The 17879-nt window shown below is 45.4% G+C and carries 22 protein-coding genes; 8 read left to right on the forward strand and 14 right to left on the reverse strand.

Features of this window, described 5'->3' with window-relative positions:
* Nucleotides 1-3: 3 nt before the first annotated feature.
* From G4O42_RS09690 to cdaS, 5 genes are all read right to left on the reverse strand, one after another.
* Entirely contained in the window at nucleotides 4-894 is an 891-nt protein-coding gene (locus G4O42_RS09690) for an AAA family ATPase (protein WP_032873408.1), read from the reverse strand.
* A 77-nt stretch (nucleotides 895-971) separates the two neighbouring features.
* On the reverse strand, nucleotides 972-1562 hold the full coding sequence (locus G4O42_RS09695; RefSeq protein WP_032873406.1) for a superoxide dismutase family protein: 591 nt from the start codon (nucleotides 1560-1562) through the stop codon (nucleotides 972-974).
* Between the two features lie 83 nt (nucleotides 1563-1645).
* Nucleotides 1646-2881, reverse strand: coding sequence for a C40 family peptidase (locus G4O42_RS09700; protein WP_032873404.1), 1236 nt, complete (start codon nucleotides 2879-2881; stop codon nucleotides 1646-1648).
* Nucleotides 2882-3199: 318 nt separating this feature from the next.
* Nucleotides 3200-4384, reverse strand: coding sequence for a macrolide family glycosyltransferase (locus G4O42_RS09705; RefSeq protein ID WP_032873402.1), 1185 nt, complete (start codon nucleotides 4382-4384; stop codon nucleotides 3200-3202).
* Nucleotides 4385-4502: 118 nt separating this feature from the next.
* Complete coding sequence (cdaS, locus tag G4O42_RS09710; protein WP_032873400.1) at nucleotides 4503-5129, reverse strand: sporulation-specific diadenylate cyclase CdaS; 627 nt, start codon at nucleotides 5127-5129, stop codon at nucleotides 4503-4505.
* A gap of 277 nt (nucleotides 5130-5406) precedes the next feature.
* On the opposite strand from cdaS, the gene G4O42_RS09715 reads away from it, so the two are divergent.
* Entirely contained in the window at nucleotides 5407-6768 is a 1362-nt protein-coding gene (locus tag G4O42_RS09715; protein ID WP_032873397.1) for an MATE family efflux transporter, read from the forward strand.
* 13 nt (nucleotides 6769-6781) lie between these two features.
* Nucleotides 6782-7630 carry an STAS domain-containing protein gene (locus G4O42_RS09720; RefSeq protein ID WP_032873395.1) on the forward strand — a complete coding sequence of 283 codons (849 nt, stop codon included), beginning with the start codon at nucleotides 6782-6784 and terminating at the stop codon, nucleotides 7628-7630.
* Nucleotides 7631-7657: 27 nt separating this feature from the next.
* Here G4O42_RS09720 and bshB2 read toward each other — a convergent pair whose 3' ends face one another.
* The 4 genes from bshB2 to rarD all read right to left on the reverse strand — a co-directional run bounded on the left by bshB2 (nucleotide 7658) and on the right by rarD (nucleotide 9930).
* Nucleotides 7658-8323, reverse strand: coding sequence for a bacillithiol biosynthesis deacetylase BshB2 (gene bshB2, locus G4O42_RS09725; RefSeq protein ID WP_007407961.1), 666 nt, complete (start codon nucleotides 8321-8323; stop codon nucleotides 7658-7660).
* A 17-nt stretch (nucleotides 8324-8340) separates the two neighbouring features.
* On the reverse strand, nucleotides 8341-8691 hold the full coding sequence (locus tag G4O42_RS09730) for a YojF family protein (RefSeq protein ID WP_007611980.1): 351 nt from the start codon (nucleotides 8689-8691) through the stop codon (nucleotides 8341-8343).
* Nucleotides 8688-8966 carry a hypothetical protein gene (locus tag G4O42_RS09735; protein WP_007611981.1) on the reverse strand — a complete coding sequence of 93 codons (279 nt, stop codon included), beginning with the start codon at nucleotides 8964-8966 and terminating at the stop codon, nucleotides 8688-8690. The genes G4O42_RS09730 and G4O42_RS09735 overlap by 4 nt, the downstream gene beginning before the upstream one ends.
* A 67-nt stretch (nucleotides 8967-9033) precedes the next feature.
* The gene (gene rarD, locus G4O42_RS09740; RefSeq protein WP_032873393.1) at nucleotides 9034-9930 is read right to left on the reverse strand and encodes an EamA family transporter RarD; all 897 of its coding nucleotides are present in this window, start codon (nucleotides 9928-9930) and stop codon (nucleotides 9034-9036) included.
* 97 nt (nucleotides 9931-10027) lie between these two features.
* Between rarD and G4O42_RS09745 the strand changes: the two genes are divergently transcribed.
* Nucleotides 10028-10492 (forward strand): hypothetical protein, encoded by a 465-nt coding sequence (locus tag G4O42_RS09745; RefSeq protein WP_012117757.1) that lies wholly within the window; start codon nucleotides 10028-10030, stop codon nucleotides 10490-10492.
* A gap of 34 nt (nucleotides 10493-10526) precedes the next feature.
* Here G4O42_RS09745 and G4O42_RS09750 read toward each other — a convergent pair whose 3' ends face one another.
* Nucleotides 10527-10766 (reverse strand): hypothetical protein, encoded by a 240-nt coding sequence (locus tag G4O42_RS09750; RefSeq protein ID WP_003153736.1) that lies wholly within the window; start codon nucleotides 10764-10766, stop codon nucleotides 10527-10529.
* A 202-nt stretch (nucleotides 10767-10968) separates the two neighbouring features.
* On the opposite strand from G4O42_RS09750, the gene G4O42_RS09755 reads away from it, so the two are divergent.
* Both G4O42_RS09755 and G4O42_RS09760 read left to right on the forward strand, forming a co-directional pair.
* A complete protein-coding gene (locus tag G4O42_RS09755; RefSeq protein ID WP_007611992.1) occupies nucleotides 10969-11358 on the forward strand; it encodes a tautomerase family protein in 390 nt (129 codons plus the stop codon).
* A 52-nt stretch (nucleotides 11359-11410) separates the two neighbouring features.
* Nucleotides 11411-11779, forward strand: coding sequence for a hypothetical protein (locus G4O42_RS09760; RefSeq protein WP_012117758.1), 369 nt, complete (start codon nucleotides 11411-11413; stop codon nucleotides 11777-11779).
* A 39-nt stretch (nucleotides 11780-11818) separates the two neighbouring features.
* Here G4O42_RS09760 and yodB read toward each other — a convergent pair whose 3' ends face one another.
* Nucleotides 11819-12160: a transcriptional regulator YodB gene (gene yodB / locus G4O42_RS09765; protein ID WP_012117759.1), complete on the reverse strand. Its 342-nt coding sequence runs from the start codon at nucleotides 12158-12160 to the stop codon at nucleotides 11819-11821.
* A gap of 129 nt (nucleotides 12161-12289) precedes the next feature.
* Between yodB and G4O42_RS09770 the strand changes: the two genes are divergently transcribed.
* Complete coding sequence (locus G4O42_RS09770; protein WP_003153727.1) at nucleotides 12290-12898, forward strand: nitroreductase family protein; 609 nt, start codon at nucleotides 12290-12292, stop codon at nucleotides 12896-12898.
* Nucleotides 12899-12941: 43 nt separating this feature from the next.
* Here the strand turns inward: G4O42_RS09770 and G4O42_RS09775 are convergent, their stop codons facing one another.
* Nucleotides 12942-13544: an alpha/beta hydrolase gene (locus G4O42_RS09775; protein WP_032873391.1), complete on the reverse strand. Its 603-nt coding sequence runs from the start codon at nucleotides 13542-13544 to the stop codon at nucleotides 12942-12944.
* 2 nt (nucleotides 13545-13546) lie between these two features.
* Complete coding sequence (locus G4O42_RS09780) at nucleotides 13547-14470, reverse strand: ring-cleaving dioxygenase (protein ID WP_032873388.1); 924 nt, start codon at nucleotides 14468-14470, stop codon at nucleotides 13547-13549.
* A 185-nt stretch (nucleotides 14471-14655) separates the two neighbouring features.
* Here G4O42_RS09780 and G4O42_RS09785 point away from each other — a divergent pair, with 185 nt between their 5' ends.
* On the forward strand, nucleotides 14656-14856 hold the full coding sequence (locus G4O42_RS09785; protein ID WP_003153716.1) for a DUF3311 domain-containing protein: 201 nt from the start codon (nucleotides 14656-14658) through the stop codon (nucleotides 14854-14856).
* Nucleotides 14856-16346: a sodium:solute symporter family protein gene (locus G4O42_RS09790; protein ID WP_032873386.1), complete on the forward strand. Its 1491-nt coding sequence runs from the start codon at nucleotides 14856-14858 to the stop codon at nucleotides 16344-16346. Before G4O42_RS09785 ends, G4O42_RS09790 begins: the two co-directional genes overlap by 1 nt.
* A 43-nt stretch (nucleotides 16347-16389) precedes the next feature.
* On the opposite strand, the gene G4O42_RS09795 is transcribed toward G4O42_RS09790, so the two are convergent.
* Complete coding sequence (locus G4O42_RS09795; RefSeq protein ID WP_032873382.1) at nucleotides 16390-17859, reverse strand: glycoside hydrolase family 30 protein; 1470 nt, start codon at nucleotides 17857-17859, stop codon at nucleotides 16390-16392.
* Nucleotides 17860-17879: the final 20 nt, after the last annotated feature.

Consider the following 17879-nt stretch of genomic DNA (forward strand, 5'->3'; position numbering starts at 1 on the left):
CCCTCATTCGAACAGCGTTTCTGCAATATTTCTGACAGCGGCTTTTTCCCTGTCGTCGTCAAGTTTTTCCACGATGCCTCTTTCAATCGCCCGTTTCGGCGGGATGTACGCAGCCAAGTCGCACGTGTCAATGAGAGCCCTGATGGACGCCGCTTCTTCTGACACTTGTCCGTTATGCGCTTGTGCGATTAAATCAGAAGACAGCGTCATAAAACGCTCAATTAATTTCTCATCTTTTAAGACAGACTGAGAGGTCAGCACCTGTTTCAGGAGGCTTCCTTTAATATACGGAACATCAATGATGACAAAACGGTTTTTAAGGGCTTCGTTCAGCGGAACGGTGCCGACGTAGCCTTCATTAATCGCGGCGATAACACCGAATCCTTCGCTTGCCTTAATCACTTCTCCTGTAAAGGGATTTGTCATCATTTTTCTGTAATCAAGCACGCCGTTTAGAATCGGAAGGGTTTCAGGCTTTGCCATATTGATTTCGTCAATGTATAAAAAATGTCCCTCGTTCATTGCGGTTGTTACAGGTCCGGGAACGAATTCAATTGTCGCCTGTCCCTGTTCATTTTCAATCGTTTTATAGCCGACAAGCGCTTCTGCATCGAGGTCTACGGAGCAGTTGACGCTGTGCATCGGTTTATGAAAATAGTTCGAAAGCGTTTCCGCCAATTTTGTTTTCCCTGAACCCGTCGGTCCTTTTAATAAGATATTTTTTCCCATTGTCAAAGCAATGACGGCATCGAATACAATCGCTTTATCTTCGGCCTCATAGCCTGATGATCCGATTAAATCCCGGAATTCTTGGGAAATGGGATGATTTTGATAAGCCTGCAGTTTGTTTTGTATATCTTCCGGAAGTGATAGGTGCTGTAATTCTGAAGTCATAGGTGATGTTTCCTTTCCATTTGTATTCCATAACCGAGTATACTAAAAAAGCCCTTGTATACTCAATACAAAAGGGCTCATTCCCTGCGGGCGCTTTTTGTCAGGGGAGCGCAGGCGATTCTGGCTCCGGAATTTCCGCTCGGGTTTGTTAAATAATCGTCCGTATGTTCATGAATGACGAACGCACTTCCGTCCCGGTCGAGCAGGCTGAGTCTGCTCCCTTCTTTTAATGAAGTTTGCGGCGCGTTCATAATGACATCCACTTTACCGTCAGCCCCCACTTCAAGATTGGGGAGATCCCCGGCGTGATGACCCATCGGATTGTTGAAGCCGTGCTCTTTGTTCAAAGGGTTGAACGGTCCCCCGGCTGATTCAAAATCAGGTGCCTGACAAGTCCCTTTTTCATAAATATGAAATCCGAGAGAAGCGCCGGGCGGCAGATGCCCCGCTGATATATGAATGTCTGACCCTTCATCATCAGATTCCCTCACTTCGATATATCCGATCGTTTTTCCGTTTTGATTGATGAGTCCGCCATGCTCACGGTATGCAGATGCTTCCAATGCGCGGCTTTCCCCATGTTTTTTGGGCGGAACAGGAGCGGGTCTCCCCCCGCAGCCGCAAAGCGTAATTGATGCGAGCATGAGAAAAAGCAAGAGACGATTCATGCTTCCTCCCCCTTATTTTTTTACCCATCAGTCTTGTCAAAACGTGAAAATGGTAAACAAAAAAAAGCCCCGAAAGGCTTTTTTTAAAAATAACTGCGCGCTCCTAAATACGCTTTTTTCCAATATGGATTGCTTAAGTTTGAAATTTCAACCCCGGAGGAGCTTGCGTGAATAAAATCTCCTCCGCCTAAATACATTCCCATATGAGAAGGACCCGCTTTATATGTCGTAAAGAAGACAAAGTCGCCTGCTGACGGCTGGCTGATATGTTTCATCGTATTCCAATATCCGGCCGTGCTCAGACGGGAAACAGAGCTTACCTTATTTAAAAGGTAATAGATGTAACCGCTGCAATCGAAGCCCGCAGGCGTATTGCCTCCCCAGCGGTAAGGAACGCCGACATGTTTTTTCGCCTCGCCTATCATTCTGTCAATCTTTGACCCTGTCACCGGAGGTTCGGGAGTATTCGGCTTGTTTGGCTTTGCCGGTTTGTTATCCGGCTGCCGCGCAGGATCTTCTGTTTTTCCCGTTCCGTTAATCACCAGAACTTGTCCGATTTGAAGCACATCAGTTGTCAATTTATTTTTTTCTCTGATGAGCTGAGCGGTGATGCCGAACCGATTAGCAATTTTCCAGAGGGAGTCGCCTGCTTTTACTTTGTAAGTGGATGGCTTCTCAGAAGGGTTTGAATGAGATGGCGGTGTTTTGCCGCTGTTTCCGTTATGTGAAGAACCTTTAATCTTTAACACTTGATTCGGATACAGCATGTCTGATGTTAATTGATTCAGCTTTTTCAGTTCGGCGATGGTGATCCCGGTTTGATTGGCGATTTTCCACAGCGAGTCACCCGGCTTCACAGTGTAAGTCCCTGATGCGCCTTTATCAGGCTTTGTCTGTCTGCCGCCTCCGTCCGTGCCGCCGGCAGACCCTTTAATTTTCAGTTTCTGGCCCGGATAGATGACATCTGAACTCAAACGGTTCAGGCTTCTCAGCTCAGAAACGCTCATTTTGTATTTTTTTGCGATCACCCATAATGAGTCTCCGTATGTAACTGTGTAAGCACCCGTGCTTCGTTTTCCCTTTTGTCCGGTTTTGCCGCTGCCGTCAGGAATGTGCAGCCGCTGTCCTGGGTGGAGTATCGTTGATTTCAGTTTATTTTCCGCCTGCAGGGCCGAAATACTTGTATGATATTGCCGGGAAAGTTTCCAAAGAGAGTCGCCGCTTTTTACTTGAATGGTTTTTGCTTCAGCGGGATGCACGGCGAAGGTTGAAGTCATTACTGCAGATACAGCCAGTCCGGCTGCGATTTTTTTCTTCATATAACGAAAAACCTCCTATTTATCATTACTGAAAGGGACGTTCCTTTTCTTTGGACGCCGCCTGTTATGCAGGATTCATTCAGAAGTCGACATTAATTCCGATTCATTTGGCCTTAGATCATCACCAATGCCACACATTTTACATAAATTGAGAACATTTCACAAAAGACTTTGGAATCATTTTCATAACATGGCTTTTTTCCGCGACATTCCACCTTTCTTGTCTGTTTTTCATACAATTCTCTTTACGGCGTGAAAAATCCTCCCGAAAAACAATCAAAAAAAGCCCGCTTCCTTTAGGAAGCGGGTGACGGCTGATTACAGAACCCGGGTCTCGGCTGTTTTCACGTCTTCTGCTATCAATTCCGCTGCACGCTGTGCTCCGCCGGCCGCTTTCAGGGATTCTCCGATTTCAGAAGCTTTTGTCTGATATTCAGGATTTTCGCTCAATTCTTTTATTGCTTCAGTGAGCAGTTCCGCTGTTACATCTTCTTTTTTAAACATCTTGCCCGCGCCCGTGTTTTCCACTTGGCTTCCGACGGCGAACTGATCTGCGCCCATCGGAATGACGATCATCGGGGTTTTGTAGTAAAGCCCTTCGCTCGTACTGTTCATTCCGCCGTGAGTGATAAATAAGTCCGCTCTCTTCAGGATCTCAAGCTGCGGAACATAAGGCTTGACAATGACATTCTCAGGAATTTCATCAAGCTCCGCCGGATCAAGATGTTTGCCGATTGACATGACGGCTTTTCCGTTAAAGTTTCTGACCGCTTTTAAGCATTTATTAAACAATTCCTTCTGATTGTTAAAAATCGTGCCCATGGAAATAAACAGGACGTTTTCTCCTTCAAGCTGTTCAAACGGGAAATCTTGAGCCGTCGCCCTTTCGGTAATGGACGGGCCGACAAAAAGATAAGAATCGCCAAACTCTTCTTCTTTCGGCTGAAACGCTCTTGAAGTAAATACGATGGTTTTTCTGCCGTCATTTGAGAAAATATCATACGGCGTTTTAATGTCTGCGCTGAATTCTTCATTGAGCCGGCTGACCGCTTCAGTATAAGCCGGATAATGAGATGATTCCTCTGATACAAGGTTTGTATTTGAAAACACTTCTTTAATAAATGCTTCATTCATTGCAAATGTCGTACAAAGTGAATATGCCGGCAGTTTCAGCTGGTTTCTCACGAGCCTTCCTGCCAGAAAATGATGATCATACAGGATGTAGTCGTAGGATTCATCCTTTACTTCCTCAAGAATACGGAGTGCGGCTTTTTTGGAAGTCTCAATCATTAATAGTAAAAACTCGGTAGCGTCCCGCTGTTCATCTTTTCGGAAATCTTCATATTCACGGAATTCCGCTCCGCTTGACGCGATTTTGTTCTCATATTCCTTCACGCCGTAATATACGACATGTTCCCCTTTTGCCTTCAGTTCTTTTACGACGCCTAAAGACGGATTGATATGGCCTTCTCCCGGAAAGCCGATCATCAATACATTTGCCATCTTTCCACTCCCTATTCTTTTAAATTTTATGTATATTTAAACGATAACACCAATACAGAAAAAGGTAAAGATGTTCACCTTATTAATATTAAATGGGTACAATATTCCCATTTTCTTATTATTTCGCATGAAGCGCCTGCGGAGAAACAAGCGGATACAGTCCGCCGTCTTTAGCAAAGGACATTTTTCCCGTTTCTTCTGAAACAACGAGCACGAGTGCATCAGTCACGGCCGAAAGTCCCATCGCGGCCCTGTGGCGCGTCCCGTATTTGAGATCGACATGTTTTGTTGTGAGCGGTAGCACATTGGCTGCTGATACAACCCGATTTTCTCTGACCAATACGGCTCCGTCGTGAAGCGGATTGCCGGGATAAAAAATACTCTCAATTAAAGCCGCACTGATCTCGGCATGCAGGCTGGTCCCTTTTTGTATTATTCCGTCCAGCGGATCTGCACGTTCGATCACAATCAGCGCTCCGTGCTTTTCTTCAGCCAGATGCTGCACGGCCCTCGCCAGCTCTGTATAGGAAGGCGTAAAATGTTCGATATATGTCTGCAGGTAAAACGACGAAGCGACAGCCTGCATTTCCTGAAACGTATGTCCCAGTTCATCTAATTCGCAAAGAAGGCATTGGTCTTTTTCATCCAATGTCCGCAGTATCATTCCGGCATCCTCCGTAATTTGTTTCAAATACGTTTGAACGGCAGCGGTAAACGCGCTTTCCGTCATTTGAGTGTGGCGCATGTCACATCAGCTCCTTTCCCTTATTTTCTGCATCGCGCGCATGGATATGCGCCGCTGTGTGCACCATAATCATGAAAGGAGGCGTACATCATATGGAATTCGCACGGCTGATGCAATATATCTGCACCTTTTTAGGGGTCATTTCACTTTCATTCATTTATGCCAAGATGTTTAAAAAGCCGAAACCGGATAAAAAAGAGTAGGCCGGCTTTCATTGCTTTTTATACATAAAATGTTATAATTTCTCTCGTTAAAATAAAGAAACGGGGAACCTAACTTGAGAGAAACGAACACGATCGGCCAAAAGGTCAAACAGCTGTTACATATCTTCATTCCGATTTTAATCACACAGGCGGGCCTTTCCCTGATCACCTTTTTGGATACGGTGATGTCAGGGAAAGTGAGCGCTGCCGATTTAGCCGGGGTTGCAATCGGTTCAAGCCTGTGGACGCCGGTTTATACGGGCCTTGCAGGAATATTAATGGCCGTTACGCCCGTTGTTTCGCAGCTGTTTGGAGCCGGCAGACAAAAGGAAGTGCCGTTTTCCGTCATCCAGGCCGTTTATGTAGCGGCCGTTCTCAGTGCGGCGGTTATCCTGATCGGCTTTTTCACCGTTGATATGATCTTGGGACATTTGGGGCTGGAACCTCGTGTCCGGACGATCGCCAAACACTTTTTAGGCTTTTTATCCCTCGGTATTTTTCCTTTGTTTGTGTACACCGTTTTGCGCTCGTTTATTGATGCACTCGGCAAAACGCGAGTCACAATGCTTATTACGCTTTGCTCATTGCCTATTAATTTTGTTTTAAATTATGTATTTATTTTCGGGAAATTCAACATGCCGGCATTGGGCGGAGTCGGTGCGGGGCTCGCTTCCGCCCTGACTTACTGGTGTATTTGCGCCATCAGCTTTTTTATCGTCTGCAGATTTGAGCCGTTTGCCGGGTACTCTATATTTCGGAAACTGTACCGTTTTTCTCCGTCTGAATGCAGAAAGCTTTTGAAAATCGGTTTGCCTATCGGTTTTGCGGTATTTTTTGAAACGAGCATTTTTGCGGCTGTCACACTGCTTATGAGCCATTTTCAGACGGTGACGATTGCAGCCCACCAAGCGGCAATGAATTTTGCTTCCCTCTTGTATATGCTGCCGCTCAGCGTATCCATGGCCATGACCATTTTGGTCGGCTTTGAAGCAGGCGCAAATCGCTACAGGGATGCCCGCTCATACAGCTATATCGGGATCGTGATGGCGCTTAGTTTTTCTTTATGCACGGCGGCTTTCATTTTACTTTTCAGGCCGCAAATCGCCGGAATGTATACATCAGATCCGGCGGTGCTCATGTTGACGCAGCACTTTTTAATCTATGCGCTGTTTTTCCAGCTTTCTGATGCCGTAGCAGCTCCGATACAAGGCGCTCTGAGAGGATATAAGGATGTCAACTATACACTCGGCGCGGCTTTTGTGTCGTATTGGATTATCGGGCTTCCGGTCGGTTACGCAGTCGGCACTTATACGGGCCTCGGGGCATACGGCTACTGGATCGGGTTAATTGCGGGACTTGCCGCAGGAGCTGTCGGTTTATTCTTCAGACTGATGAAACTGCAAAAGCATTATGTGAAAAAAATGATGATTTCATAAAGGAGGAGCAGCAATGCCAAAACATAAACTGCTGTACGATTATTTAACTGAACGGGCGGAGGACATCAGTCAGACATGGTTTGATACCCTTCATGATACGGATCCTGATTCTGTTTATGCTTCTACTGACCCGGCTGTACTCACGAATCTGAAAAAACAAAATCTGGCGTTTAATTATCAGCTCAATCGGATTTTTTCTGAAGAGAAGGAAGTATATGCAGCGGCATTGGAAAAGTGGGCGTTTGAAGCCGCACGGGATGAAGAACATTTAAAAACGCCCATCCATTATATTATTCGCGAGTTTATCAGAGTTCGTGATTTGTATGTCGGCCATGTCAAGCAGTTTACCAGACTTCATTCAGACACCTTGACAGAAGAAGATGCCGAAGATATATTCCATACGCTGATTAAATCGTTTGATGTGGTGATTCATATTTTCATAGAGGAAATGTATAAAAACACAAACATTCAGCTTGAAGCGCAAAAAGAATTGATCACCGAGCTGAGCTCGCCGGTAATTGTGCTTTTTGACAATGTCGGACTGCTGCCGTTGATCGGGGATATTGACACGGCAAGAGCCAAAATAATTTTGGAGAATACGCTGCACCAGTGTTCAGAGAAGCGCATCACGCAGCTGTACATTGATTTATCGGGCGTAGCCATGATTGATACGATGGTTGCCCAACAGCTTTTCACCTTAATTGAATCACTCGGAATGCTCGGCGTGAAAGCGACATTATCCGGAATCCGTCCTGAAATCGCCCAAACCGCGGTGCAGCTCGGACTGAGTTTTTCAAATTTATCAATACGGTCTTCGCTTGCGGAAGCGATCGCTTCCGATCTGACACAAAAAAAGGGATAAGGCATTTCAGCCTTATCCTTTTTTTTATCAGTCTTTCCACGGATATGTCCAATACACTTCTTCTTCAAACCATGTCTGAAGAACCGGCTCGTTATTTTTTATTTTTTCTTCCAGCTCTCTCAGCATGCCTTCCGTTTGGGTGCGGTGCGCTTTTAATGCATTCATTTTAATATCGGCAACCTCTTTAATATCAAGAATAACATCAGGCTTGCCGACGGCTTCCTCCCTGTTGCGGGTGATTGCCATGCAAAGCGTGCGCGGGCGGTCCTCTTTTTTCTTTCTGTAAAGCGCTCTGATAACCGCTTCGCCGCATGCATCATGATCCGGATGGACGCCGTGCTCCGGATAGAATGTAACAATCAGACTCGGTTTTACATCGTCGATAATCTCTTCCATCATATCCGCGAGCCACTCGTCATCTTCAAATTCAAGTGTTTTATCACGAAGCCCGAGCATTCTCAGGTCAGTAACGTCCATTGCTTTGCATGCGTCGATCAGCTCTTGTTTTCTTAACAGCGGCAGTGTTTCACGGTTCGCGAAAAAAGGATCTCCCATGTTCCGGCCCATTTCGCCAAGCGTTGCGCATGCATACGTAACGGGAATATCTTTTTGTCTGTGTAAAGCAATCAGCCCTGCCACTCCGTATGATTCATCATCAGGGTGAGGCAGGATGACGAGTACATGTTCTTTCATGATTTTCACCCTTTTCTTTAAACTGTAAACGGCTTTTCGCTGATTTGAAGCGAAATCGCCAATTTTCCGCCCGGCAGATGCCCTGCCATTAACAAGCGGTCTTCGTCATCTACTGTATACTCAGTTAAACCTTCTGCGTAAATCCAGCCCTCTTCTGTTTTCAAACCGACGCGGTACGGGCCGTTTCCTTTGATTTTCGCCTGATGGTACGTCACTTTTGCATTGCGTATATAGGCTACAACCGTCATGTTTTTCTCATTCAGATGCGCTGAATAAGAACCGGTCGTTGTTTCCAAATGGATATATACAGGACGATCGGCATATCGCTCTAAAGAAGTTTGCACATCTTCTTTTATGATCGCTTTCATAGCTGCTCCCCTCTTTCTTCTTTTAAAAATTGCAAACGCTTCGTATGTAGTTCAACCAATTCATATTTCTCAATCGGCCGCAGCCGGGAATCTACAATTCGCTGCACCGCCAGAGCAAACTTTTCCTCGGGTGTCTTCCGGAGCCTCGGATGTGTTCTTTGATCAAGCAGTTCAAGATCAATTGCCTTCTCCGCTTCTTCAAGGGTTGAAGCCGGGAGAGTGCGGTTATTCCACAGTGCCTGATAGGCTTTTGCTATGTCTTTATCAGTGCCCATTGTACAGCTCCTTTACATACTCGTAATGATTATACATAATTTAAGCTATCGCTGGAAAGCGAAAGGCTTAGCGGCTTTTTATCGGCCGCTTCCATTTGATCTGTGAAAAGGTAAACAAAAGCAATGCTGCCCATATACAAATGAAGGTGAACGCTTTTTGCCCGGAAAACGGTTCATGATACACAAATACGCCGAGCATAAGGGTAATGGTCGGCGCTATATATTGCAAAATGCCGACTTGATACAGCGGCAGACGCTTTGCCCCCTCTGCAAACAGCAACAGCGGCAAGGCCGTAAATACGCCTGCGAAAAATAGGAGCGCCCATGTTCCTGCCCCCAAGGACCCGGAAGCGCTCCCGTCAGCTGTATATCCTAAATAAATAAGTGCAGCCGGGGTAATCAAAAGCGTCTCCAGCGTCAGTCCGATCGTGCTGGACATGCGGGTTCTTTTTTTGCATAAACCGTACAGGCCGAAGCTGAATGCAAGCAGCAATGCGATATAAGGAACCGCGCCATATTGAAACGCAGATATGATCACGGCCGCCCCGGCAATAGAAACGGCTGCTGTTTGCACCTTGTTAAGCTTTTCTTTTAAGAATAGGATGCCCAAAAGAACGGAAACGAGCGGATTAATGTAATACCCGAGACTTGCTTCAAGCAAAAAGCCGTGATTGACGGCCCATATGTACACAAACCAATTAACGGAAATTAAAACGGAAGCGAAAAAAAGCGCCAGCAGGCCCCCTTCCGATTTCAAAAGACGCAGTTCACGCCATCCGGTTTTCCACTTCTTAAGCACAGTTAAAAGCACACACATGAAAACAAATGACCATAAAATCCGGTGAGCTAAAATGTCCAATGCGGGTATTTGTTCAAGAAGTTTCCAATAGACCGGAAACAGCCCCCACATGGCGAAAGAACAAGCGGTATAAATGATTCCTTTTCTTGCGTTATTCCCTTGCACGGCCTTCCCCTACCTTTCTGTAAACAGATTATATTATATCACGGGAAGCTTCCGGCGGGCATATACTATGTTGTCCGTTAAGAAAGGGTGAGATGCCGTGTTTGATTGGAACAAATATTTTCCCTTCCAAAATCAGTTCTCTAAAGAAACGTTTAAAAATGCTGATCCGAAAGATGTCGAGACATATGTCAACCGAGTAATGGAAAGCGTATTCGGCGCCGGTTATGCCGGACAGTTCCCTTTTCGCGATCCCATGTCCAAAAATGCCGAGCCGGTCGAAGCGGAACCGCCCAAGCCGGAAATTGACCTTTTTGAAACATCCGATCATGTTTTTGCGAAAATTCCTGCCGAACAAGAAGAACTCGACCGTATCAGGATTAAGCATACGTCACACAGCCTCGTTGTAGAGAACAGCAGTCTGGGAGAAGGAAAAAAAGAAATCGTCCTTCCGAGCCTCGTCAAACGAAAAGGAACAAAAGCAGTCTATAAAGACGGGATGATTGAAGTTATGTTTTCAAAACAGGAAGACTACAATCTATCGGAAGTGGAGATTTTAAGATAAAAAAACGGCCCGCGCGATGCAGGCCGTTTTTTCTTTAATAAAATGGCGGATAACCGCCGGCTCCCGGCCCGAAACCGCCGTATGGGACGCCTCCGTATCCGTAACCGGCGAACCCGTATGGATAGCGGGGTCTTGTAAAACCTGTGGCAATCACGCCTCCGAGAAGACCGCCTAAAAATCCGCCGAATAAAGGAGCGCCGAACAAAAAAGGACTTCTCGCCGGAAATCCGGCAGGACCGAAATTCCCGCGATACAATGCATGACGAGGGTACATGTTTTTCCTCCTTTATGTCTGCCTATTCTTAAGCGTATTCATAAAATGAGGAAATTGATTGGGCGATTGTAACAACATGTGCCTCTCTCTGATATTGCATTAACGCATAAACATTTTGGTTATAATTTGATTATATTTTGATTAACTGTTATACTTTTTTACAAGTTGCGACATGATATAAAACCATCAGGGGGAATAAAATATGCCATTACTTCGTTTTGACGTTATTGAAGGCCGGGATGACGCAGCATTAAAAAAATTACTGGATACCGCCCATTACGCCATGGTTAAAGCTTTTGACGTCCCTGTAACGGACCGTTATCAGATCGTTCACCAGCATCGGCCTCATGAGCTTATCATTGAAGATACCGGGCTCGGTTTCAAAAGAAGCAAAGATCTTGTCATCATCAGCATTGTCAGCAAAGCGCGCACCGAACATCAAAAAGAAACGTTATATCAACTGATGGCTGATCAGCTTGAAACAGAATGCGGCATATCACCCGAGGACGTCATGATTTCCATTACGGAAAACGGGAACGCCGATTGGAGCTTCGGGCTTGGTGAGGCTCAGTTTTTAACCGGGAAACTGTAAAAGGCCTCCCCGCTTGTTCTGAATGATTGCAAACTGAGTAAAAGAGGGATGTATGTTGGTTAGTGAGTTGTATCCTTGTTTGATATGCGGATTTAAAGGATTAGAGACAAGTCCCGTTTATAACGGCGAATATCAAAAAACATTTGATATTTGCCCCTGCTGCGGGTTTGAATTCGGCTACAGCGAGGACCATGACGTAAGCTTAGGGTTTATTGTAACGCCTGATCATTTAATTGAAGCAGCATTTCAGTTATACCGGAAACAGTGGATTGAGGGAGGAATGAAACTATTTTCTCCAAATGATGTTCCGGCGGAATGTAAAAATGATCATTTCCTTACATTCGATGCTTTATTAAAGCAATTAAAAGGCTTGAACCTCAATCTGAACAATTTTGATATTAATGGTTTTTATGACGAGTAAACCTTATCATTAAGAAAAGGCTGCCTTGGGCAGCCTTTGTTATTCATCACATGTGTCGTTGGCAGACCCCCCGGGCTCGCAAAAACTGTCTGCCCATTTTTGCATTTCCTGAAAAACGGCTTGCAGGGCCAAGCCTTTATCAGTCAGTTTATAAATGACTTTGACAGGTGTTTCAGGCAGCACCTGACGCTCGACGATTTCATTTTGTTCCAGCTCTTTGAGCCGCTCCGCGAGCATTTTTTGGCTGATTGTCGGTATCGTTTCGGTCATATCTTTAAATCGTTTCGGCCCGTCCATCAGTACATGGATAATGAGGCCGTTCCAGCGCTTTCCCAAAAGGGAAAAAGCAGATTCCATTTTAGGACACATTGTATATCCCACGTGAGTTCATCCCTTCATCTATGAATTGACAAGTTTTTTGTGATCCATTAAAATTAGTTTCCGAGTTACATTTAGTAAGCTTCTAACTTTTCTATTATGATAACACGTTTATCCGAAGGAGGAAACATGATGACATCCGTATTAGACGTTTTAAAAGAACGCGCATCTGTTAAAGAATACGATAAAGACGCGGTCATTACAAAAGAGGAGTTAACAGAACTCCTTGAAATCACAACGCAAGCGCCTTCCGCCTGGAACCTTCAGCATTGGCATTTTCAAGTCTTTCACAGTGATGAAGCAAAAGCTGCCCTGCTTCCGGTTGCTTTTAATCAAAAACAGATTATTGATTCATCAGCAGTTATTGCCGTATTAGGCGACTTAAAAGCAAATGAAAATGGTGAAGACGTTTATGCTGAACTGGCTGAGCAAGGCAATATCACAGAAGAGATTAAACAAACGCTTTTAGGCCAGATTAACGGTGCATACCAAAATGATCAGTTTGCCCGTGATTCAGCATTTTTAAACGCTTCTTTAGCAGCGATGCAGCTGATGCTTGCCGCTAAAGCAAAAGGCTACGACACTTGCGCGATCGGCGGATTCAATAAAGAGCAATTCGTTAAGGAATTCGACGTGAGCGAGCGTTTCGTGCCCGTCATGCTGATTTCAATCGGTAAAGCCGTTAAGCCGGCACATAAAAGCAACCGGCTGCCTGTATCTAAAGTGTCAACTTGGCTGTAAGATGAAAGAAACCCTTAGTCCGCTTAAGCAGACTAAGGGTTTTTTATAGGAATCGCTCACTGTACCAGGTTCGTGCCTGCTCTGCTTCCTGCTGTGTGAGCTGATGACCGCCCTCCTGCCATTCAAGAGCGACGGATGCATGAGCATCTGTCAGATACTGATAAAGCTCCTCCGATTCTTCTTTTGTACATAGGGGATCGCGTTTTCCCGCACCGATAAACACAGGCAGACCTTCCATATCAGGCAGCTTCACTCCGCGTATCGGCACCATCGGATGATGCAGAACCGCTCCTTTCAGTACATCTTTATAATGAAACAAAAGACTTGCTGCAATATTGGCGCCGTTTGAATAGCCGGCAGCAATCACGTTTTCTCTGCTGAATCCGTACATTTGCGCCGCTTCCTCAATAAAATTCTTTAATTCTTCCGTCCGTTCAATTAAATCTTTCTCGTCAAATACGCCTTCTTTCAGCCGCTTAAAAAAACGGGGCATGCCGTTTTCCGACACTGATCCTCTGACCCCAAGCAGACTTGCGTTCGGATCGATAAAACGTCCGAGCGACAGAAGATCATGTTCATTTCCTCCCGTTCCGTGCAAAAGCAGCAGAACATTTTCTGACGTTCCCTGTTCAAACACATGTTTCATCATCATTCTCCTTTCTCCATTTTGGGCAGAACAGCTGTAATCTGGCTGCGATGCTCTTCCAGCCATTCCGGAAGCTTCAGCTCTGTTCCGAGATTTTCAAAGGATTCATCCGTCATAAAGCCCGGTTCATCGGTTGCCATTTCAAATAAAATGCCGCCGCTTTCCCTGAAATAGATTGATGTAAAGTAAGACCTGTCAAGAATGTCAGATGAAGCAAGATGAGAATCAGCAAGAATATCCTTCCACTCCGCCTGCTCTTTTTCGCTAGTGCGGAAAGCGACATGATGAACTGTCCCGTAACCGCCGATACCTGTTTCTTTCGGCGCAAGGTCAACATCTATAATATGTCCGATCCGCGCCTCCGATTGCAGCCTGACAATCTGATGTTCTTCTCCTGTCTTTGAATAACCAAAGCGTTCTATGAGAAATTGAATGGTTGCTTCAGGACGGTACGAGTACAGAAGAACACCTCTCATGCCTGTGATCGCTTCTTTTTCGGTAATGCCCGGAGGCGTCCATTCACTCTGTCCGCTTCTTTCATCTTCCATTATGGCAAGCGGCAGGTCTTCTGTATCATTAAAGAGAAGCACTTGTTCAGACAGCATGATCTGTTCTTTTACAGACAAGCCGTTTTCTTCAAGCCGGCGCTTCCAAAACGCGAGTGCTCCTTTCGGCACAGAGAAATAAATTCTTCCGGCCTGCCCTTTTCCCACGGTTCCCGGGCGGCTTCCCTGAAAAGGAAAAAATGTAATAATCGTGCCCGGCTCTCCGTTTTGGTTGCCGAAATAAAAGTGATAAGTGGCCGGGTCGTCAAAATTAACGGTTTTTTTAACGAGCCGCAAACCCAGCACTTCAGTATAAAACCGTAGATTTTCAGCAGGATCTTTTGCAAATGCGGTAACATGGTGCAATCCTTGTGTATCCAACGTATTCACTCCTAAATATCTTGATTTCGAGATATTAACTATTCTAATTTAATATGAATGAAGATGCAACTAAAGTGTTTCAGTTAAAAAAGTAATAGAATTCTTTTTTTTCTGAAAAATATCTTGTGATCTTATCTGACACCTGCTATGATAAGGAGCATTATCAAGTTTCAGGAGGAAAGTAAATGGTCAGAAAAGCACTAATTTTCGTTCTCATCTTAATCCCTTTCAGCCAGCTGGCCCTGCTGTCAGTCGCTAATCGGGTTCATCCCATCATTATCGGGCTGCCTTTTTTTCATTTCTGGCTGCTTTTATGGATCGCAGTCACTCCATTATGTTCGTTTCTTATTTATAGGCTGCAGAAGAAACAAGGAGGACTGGACTGATGCCCGCAAATATAACAGCATTGATCATTACAGCCATCATCGTTTTAACCGTTGTCTGCATCGGCTTTATAGCCGGGAGAGACAAATCATCACGCACTTCTGTTGAGGAATGGTCTGTCGGCGGCAGACGGTTCGGGGGGCTCCTCGTCTGGTTTTTAGTCGGCGCGGATCTTTATACGGCTTATACGTTTTTAGGCTTAACAAGCACAGCCTACACAGGGGGAAGCGTTGCTTTTTTTGCAATCCCGTATTCTGTTTTGGCGTATTTTATCGCTTATTTCTTTCTGCCGAAGCTGTGGAAAGTGGCAAAAATACACAAATTAACGACGCTTGCCGATTATGCCCGTGAGCGTTTTGACAGTAAACTTTTGGCCAGTCTTGTCGCCATTGTCGGCGTTCTTATGCTCATTCCTTATATTTGTCTCCAGCTGAGCGGAATTCAAGATACGCTTCAGGTGGCCGGAACGGGTGTCATTAATGTCAATATGGTCGTCATCATCTCTTTTATTCTTGTAGCGCTGTATACTTTTTTCAGCGGAATTAAAGGGCCGACCTTTACGGCGATTATTAAAGACATTCTGGTGTGGGTGATTATGCTGTTTATGGTCGTCTCACTCCCGCTGATCCATTTTCACGGCTGGACGCCGATGATTCACACTCTGGCTGAAAAAGCGCCGCAAATGCTGACGATCCCGGATTCGGGGCCGAAAGGAATTCCTTGGTTTATCACAGCTTCGATCGTATCTGCGCTGGCGCTCTTTATGTGGGCGCATGCGGCAACCGGCGTATTTACGGCAAAAAGCGCAGATGCCGTCCGCAAAAACAGCATGTTTCTGCCGCTTTATAATATTGTTTTGATTCTTGTTATTTTTCTCGGCTTTATCGCGTTTCTTGTCCTGCCGGAAGATACCAATCCGCGGCTCGCTTTATTGAAGCTGATTCAAACGTCTTACGGCGGAGTCGCGCAGGGCTTTGCTTACTCCACGATTGCCCTTGCGTCATTGATTCCCTGCTCTATCATGGCCATCGGAGCATCAAACTTATTTGCGAATAACTTATATCGGGATTTGATTCACCCGAATGTGTCACCAAGCAAGCTGACGATGATCACCCGTTCAATGGTATTTGTCGTCATCGGGCTCGCGCTTTTATTCGGCATGCTGTTCCCGACTGCGCTCGTTACCCTTCAGCTTCTCGGTGTTTCCGGCATGGTTCAGATCTTTCCGGCTATCGCCGTCAGTCTGTTTTGGAAGAATCAAACGAAAGAAGCGACAATTATCGGTCTTCTCGTCGGTCTTATCGTGACATTCACGGTAAATATCACCCAATCCGCCCACGGTATATATGAAGGCTTTTGGGGTTTGACCGCTAACATGGCAGCCGTTATTATCCTTAACCCGTTTTTTGTAAAAAAAGCGGCTTCAAACGCCGTCAAAGACGGTTTATTCAATCAAGCGCCTTCTGATCAACTGAACCAAAAAGGCGCTTAACAGAAAGAAGCCGGCACGTAAATGTGCCGGTTTTTTACTTTTTTCACTTCCATTTGTAGGTAGCCACAGTTTTAGCCGGGATGACAGCTTCAAACTGCCGATTTTCTGAAACGACATGGAATTTTTGATCGGCGGATGTCTGGTTGATTACGACTGTCACAATGGATTGATCAGGATTAAGGAACGATACATTCGAGACTGTGTTTTTGGAGCCATAATTACTTTCTATCCGCTTTGCTCCCCGGTCGATAAATTTTGAAAAGTTGCCTGTCATATGAAAGATCGGGATATTCCAATAGCGGTCAGGGTTTTTAGCATCCTGAATAAACAGCGTCGGGTCTGGGGTGCCTATCCAATGATGCGTCTTGATTTGACTGTCGAGCATCGTCACCCACGCATTGTAGCTCGACGCGCCGTTGCGGAAATACTGCGCGATCCGGTCCGCCCCTGCCGTCCCCCAGACAGACCGCTCCGTTAAGTGAATAGATTGATCAGGATATCTCTTTCCGATTTCCGACATGACGGAAAGGTCACCGTCATAATCGTGAAAAGCGATGCCGTCTGCCGCCCGGTTTCCTTTTTTATCATCTAAAATCGGCGGAATATAGTTCCACGCCCCGCTCGCATTGTGATCATAAATCCAAATTTTCGTGTCAATTACGTGTTTTTTCATTTCTTTTTTTAAGGCCAGTGCCAGTTTGCGCTGCTGAGACGGCGGCATAAACATGCTCGGATAGTCGATTTCCAGCAAAGGTTCATTTTGAAGGGTCATGGCATAAATCGGAATTCCCTGCTTTTCGTACGCCTCAATAAATTTGCGGAAGTAAACGGCCAGTTCGCCGATATATTTATCTTTCAGCTTTCCCCGCTTGAGGTTTTCATTCGTTTTCATCCAAGCCGGCGGGCTCCACGGCGAGGCGATGATTTTCAGTTCCGGATTTATCGCCAGCGCTTCCTTGATGGTTGCTGTAATGTGTAAATCAATATCCTTTTGAATCGAGAAATGACGGAGCTTAGGATCTGTTTGGCCTTCAGGCATATCGTCATACGTATAAAATTCCTGTGCCGTAAAATCAGATGTCCCGATCGTTATGCGCATAACGTCCATTCCGATACCATCTTTGGGATCAACCAGTTTTTTCAGCACTTCTTTTCTTTTTGCGGGTGTCATTTTTGATAAGTTATGGATTGTGGATTCTTCCAGGGACGATCCTACGCCTAACACACTTTGATAGCGGCGCGACGAATCAATATACACAGCGGCGGAGTCAGAAGCCTTCTTTTTTGTCAATGTAAGCGGTGTTTGTTCGTCTAAGGCGTATTTCACTTCCAGCGGCCCGTCATACCACGTACGGGAAGCCGGATCTTTTTCAGAACTGAACCACACCCTTACTTTGTTTTTGTCTGAAGCCCTCTGATCAGCCGCATACACTTCGGTTTCCATGCTGCTTGATATGAAAAAGAAAAACATAAGAAAAACCAGCGTCATGTGCAGACCTTTTTTAAAAAACATGAACCACCATCCCTTTCCTT

The organism is Bacillus sp. LUNF1 (genome assembly GCF_011008975.1).
GTDB classification, from domain to species: domain Bacteria; phylum Bacillota; class Bacilli; order Bacillales; family Bacillaceae; genus Bacillus; species Bacillus velezensis.